Source organism: Gracilibacillus alcaliphilus, from assembly GCF_016909015.1.
Lineage (GTDB): Bacteria > Bacillota > Bacilli > Bacillales > Amphibacillaceae > Gracilibacillus > Gracilibacillus alcaliphilus.
The window spans coordinates 1-3,744 of the sequence record NZ_JAFBFA010000069.1; the positions used below are offsets into that span (position 1 = coordinate 1).

Genomic DNA, 3,744 nt, shown 5'->3' on the forward strand with positions numbered 1-3,744 from the left:
GAAATTAAACAGCCTGGCACCGTTGGAATATCGGTACCAGACTGTTGCATAGATTTTTGTTTTTTCACTGTCTACTTGACAGGGTGCAGTTCAAAAAGGAGTTCGCTCTTTTTTTATATTTTCTTAGTTGCTAAGGGTAAAACGATGGTTGAACAGAACGATATTAAAGAACAAGAGTCCTCCAAAAAGTGACAATCTCAATAAAAATGACTTGAGTTCCTAAGTGGTTCCCAAGTCATTTTCATTTATTATTGCCGGCAAAATGCCATTCACTCTATCCATCCCTATTAATGTCCAGCCTGTACGGGTGATTCAATATAAAAACAAAATAAGGATGAAGCCATAATCCAATATTCAAGAAAAGGGTATTTTCGTATGGAGGATTCTTTGGAGAGGAATCTCCTTTTTGTTGTCGGGGCGATTCCTATGTAGCTTACAACATCGAAATACATGTAAGGAATGATCAACTATCCGCACCTCTAACGATTGACTGTCTTGAATTTAGAAACAGCAAGCAGCCTTAGACCGAAAAATAAAGTCCTAGACTGCCACTGTTTTGTTGAACTAACGTCCCCCGTTAGATAGTTTTTTATGAAACACCTCATTCAATAACATTATCTCTGCTTTTTGGCTGACGGCATGGTTCCCAAGCTTTACATCAATGATAAAGTCATTGCTCAGCATCTGAATGTACATGGAAATAATATCTTATTCAGGCAATTCACTCATTGACTTTGTTTCGGGTGGGATTACCGGGATTCCGGCTTGCTCTACCGGACGAATAGTTACTTTCATCAATATACTTAATTTCAATCGACTACTCTAAATCCAATGGCTTTTGCGTTACACTCTTTTAATCTATTAAAAACTCTTTGATTCCACTCTTAATAGATTCTGCTACAGATTGTTGAAAATCGTCTGTCAGCATTTTTTGTTCATCTTCTGGGTTTGTTATATAGCCGATTTCAAGTAAAACTGCAGGCATAGTAGTATCTTTTAAAACAAAAAAGTTTTCTTTTTTTACACCACGGTTACGAAAACCAGTCGTTTCTGAAACATGTCTGTGTATAATATTCGCCAATCGTTTCGAATTTTTATGATAATAGAAGGATTCAGTACCAGAAACAGATGGATCCGTAAATGTATTAGCATGTAATGATATAAACACATCGGCATCTATGTTATTAGCATAATTAGTCCTTTCTCGAGTTTCTGCTGATAGAAAAACATCTTCTTCTCTCGTCATGTGTACCTCAAGTTTTGGTTCATCTTGCAATAAAATCGAGATCTTTTTAGCCAAACTTAATGTAAAATCTTTTTCGTATCCACTAGCACCGATAGCACCAGGGTCTTCACCGCCATGTCCAGGGTCAATGACAACCTTATATTTTTCTTCATTTGAAGGAGTGTTAGTAGTATCTGTCTTGTTATTAGTAGTATCTGCCTTGTTATTAGTAGTATCTGCCTTATTCGATGTATCAGGTTCTAGTTTGTCGGTTAGGGTAAAATACAATAAACCAATAAATAATAATAATAGTAGAAGTCGCAGCCATTTTTTCATATAATACTCTCTCCTTCGATGCATTTAAGTTAATTTTGTATTGAGTTCAGTGAATGACAACGGTCATAACAGTTAAAGTTATATGGTTCGGTGTTATCATTGATTTTCTTTGTTTGAAACCCGTTTTCAGATAAATAAGTTAATAGGGTGGATAGGTGATTCGCAGTCTCTGCTTGATCATGCATCAGAACAATAGATGTAACCCCTTCACTAGCTAAGTTTTCGATTTGATTCATAACAGAATCTACATATTGGTCACCTGATAATGACCAATCACTACTGTCAACATTCCAATCCCATAATTGAAACCCTTTACTAGTCAAAGCCTCTCGATAAGATTCGGTTAGATAAGGAATACTGCCATATGGTGTTCGTATCAGTTTGGAATCAACGCCAGTAATGTCTTGAAGAGTTTCCTGAGCTTTGATCATTTCTTCAAGAGCAGTTTGCTCAGAAGCATAAAATTGATCTTTGTCATGCGTAACTCCATGCATTCCCACAGCATGGCCGTCTTCCACCATCTTTCTTACTATATCTGGAAACTCTCTCATTTCAGGCTCTAACATAAAAAATGTCGCTTTAGCATTAAATTGCTTAAGCGTATCTAAGATATTTTTTGTTACAGAAGTAGGTCCATCATCAAATGTTAGATAAACAACTTTCCCAGTATCTTGGGGTTGATCACCCTCCGATGAGGCATCTTCATTATTAGAATCCTCGTTTAATGACTTTACATTATTTAGTTCGATCTCCTTTTTTGGTGGGTTCATTTGATACGTAATCTGTTCACTTTGACAGGCAGAAATAGTGAGAAGAAAGACGAAGCAGATAATTATACTAATCTTCTTCATATGAAAACCTCAATTCTATGTTGTTATTTTCTATTGATAGATTAGTATAGGGAAATAAAGATCAGATAAAGATAAAGTGTATATAAGCTAAAGATTGAATTGCATAAAAAAACCATTCGTTTAATACCGTATTAGGTATTAAACGAATGGTTTAATCAAGCTAATATCACACTTTATTTAAATAAAAGTAAAAACATACTCCTATTTCAGTATTAAATACTCCGAATGGAACATCATGAAGCTTTAAAATATTTTTAGAAATAGCAAGTCCTAAACCTGTACCCTGTTTTGAGCGTTGAGTTTTCTCTCCTTGATAAAAACGATCCCAAATTTTATCTAGCTGTTCCTCATCAATATGAATTCCTTCGTTTTCTACAGTGACCTTTACCTTCTCTTCCTCATTGATCGTTGAAACGGCTATTTTCCCTTTGTCTGGTGTATGTTGAATCGCATTAGAAAGAAAATTAGTAATAACTTGTTCCATTCGATCATGATTAGCGATTACTTCAATCGATTGAAGATTTAGATTCACCTCTATTTCTTGATCGATTACTTTTAATGACAGTTGATTATAAACCGAACGAATCAATTCATCAATGAAAAAGGATTCCATTTCGATTTTATATGTCCCTGATTCATATTTAGCCAGTTCTAGCATATCCGCGATCAACCGATCCATGCGGTTTACCTCATTTTCCATCGCACTAAAATAATGATCTTTCTTTTCAACTGCAACCCCGTCTTGAAGAATTGCCATACAGCTTTTCATAATACTTAGCGGAGTTTTCAGCTCATGGGATACCCCTGCAATGAAATCTTTCCGTGTTTGTTCTAGTTGTCGTTCCTTCTCGACATCCTGTTGCAGTTGATCGATATAGGACTGTAATGTTGTAGAAAGAAAATTAATATTGTTTGCTAATTCGCCAATCTCATCTTTGGATTGAACAGTAATTTTCTCAGGGAAGTCCAAATTTGTCATTCTTTTCGTAGCATCATTTATACGTAATAAAGGTCTTGCGATTCCTTTTGAATAATAAAAAGCAGCTAACAAAACTAACGCTACAACAAATAGAACGATATATATATAATATTCTTTAATCATTTGTACGGCTTCATTAACTGGTTGTAAGGAAGCCATCGTATAAAAATAAATCGTTTCCCCATTGCTATTTTTGGCTGCATTAACGAGTAGCTTATATTGAATATTATCTTGCTCGAAATCCTGTATTTCTGTATCTTGATGTTAGTCTAATAATTGGACATACCAAATGGGGATTTTTATACTAAATATAATAATCTTTAGGAGTGTCCAGGATGGTAAAACGATATGAT

General features: G+C 34.9%; 3 protein-coding genes and 1 pseudogene. 1 reads left to right on the top strand and 3 read right to left on the bottom strand.

Translation table 11 applies throughout. The features are described 5' to 3' along the window. Window positions 1–192: hypothetical protein (locus JOD18_RS23935; RefSeq protein WP_204671972.1), on the top strand; the 192-nt coding region annotated here is incomplete at its 5' end. Window positions 193–853: 661 nt separating this feature from the next. Here the strand turns inward: JOD18_RS23935 and JOD18_RS23940 are convergent. From JOD18_RS23940 to JOD18_RS23950, 3 genes and pseudogenes are all read right to left on the bottom strand, one after another. Continuing rightward, complete coding sequence (locus JOD18_RS23940; RefSeq protein ID WP_204671974.1) at window positions 854–1,561, bottom strand: N-acetylmuramoyl-L-alanine amidase family protein; 708 nt, start codon at window positions 1,559–1,561, stop codon at window positions 854–856. A 29-nt stretch (window positions 1,562–1,590) separates the two neighbouring features. After that, the gene (locus tag JOD18_RS23945; protein ID WP_204671976.1) at window positions 1,591–2,412 is read right to left on the bottom strand and encodes a polysaccharide deacetylase family protein; all 822 of its coding nucleotides are present in this window, start codon (window positions 2,410–2,412) and stop codon (window positions 1,591–1,593) included. A gap of 166 nt (window positions 2,413–2,578) precedes the next feature. Beyond that, window positions 2,579–3,646: pseudogene (locus JOD18_RS23950) on the bottom strand (sensor histidine kinase); the annotation flags it as partial. Window positions 3,647–3,744: the final 98 nt, after the last annotated feature.

Coding starts and splice junctions, on each gene's coding strand:
- JOD18_RS23945 (WP_204671976.1), bottom strand. CDS start 2,412: ATGAAGAAGATTAGTATAATTATCTGCTTCGTCTTTCTTCTCACTATT.
- JOD18_RS23940 (WP_204671974.1), bottom strand. CDS start 1,561: ATGAAAAAATGGCTGCGACTTCTACTATTATTATTATTTATTGGTTTA.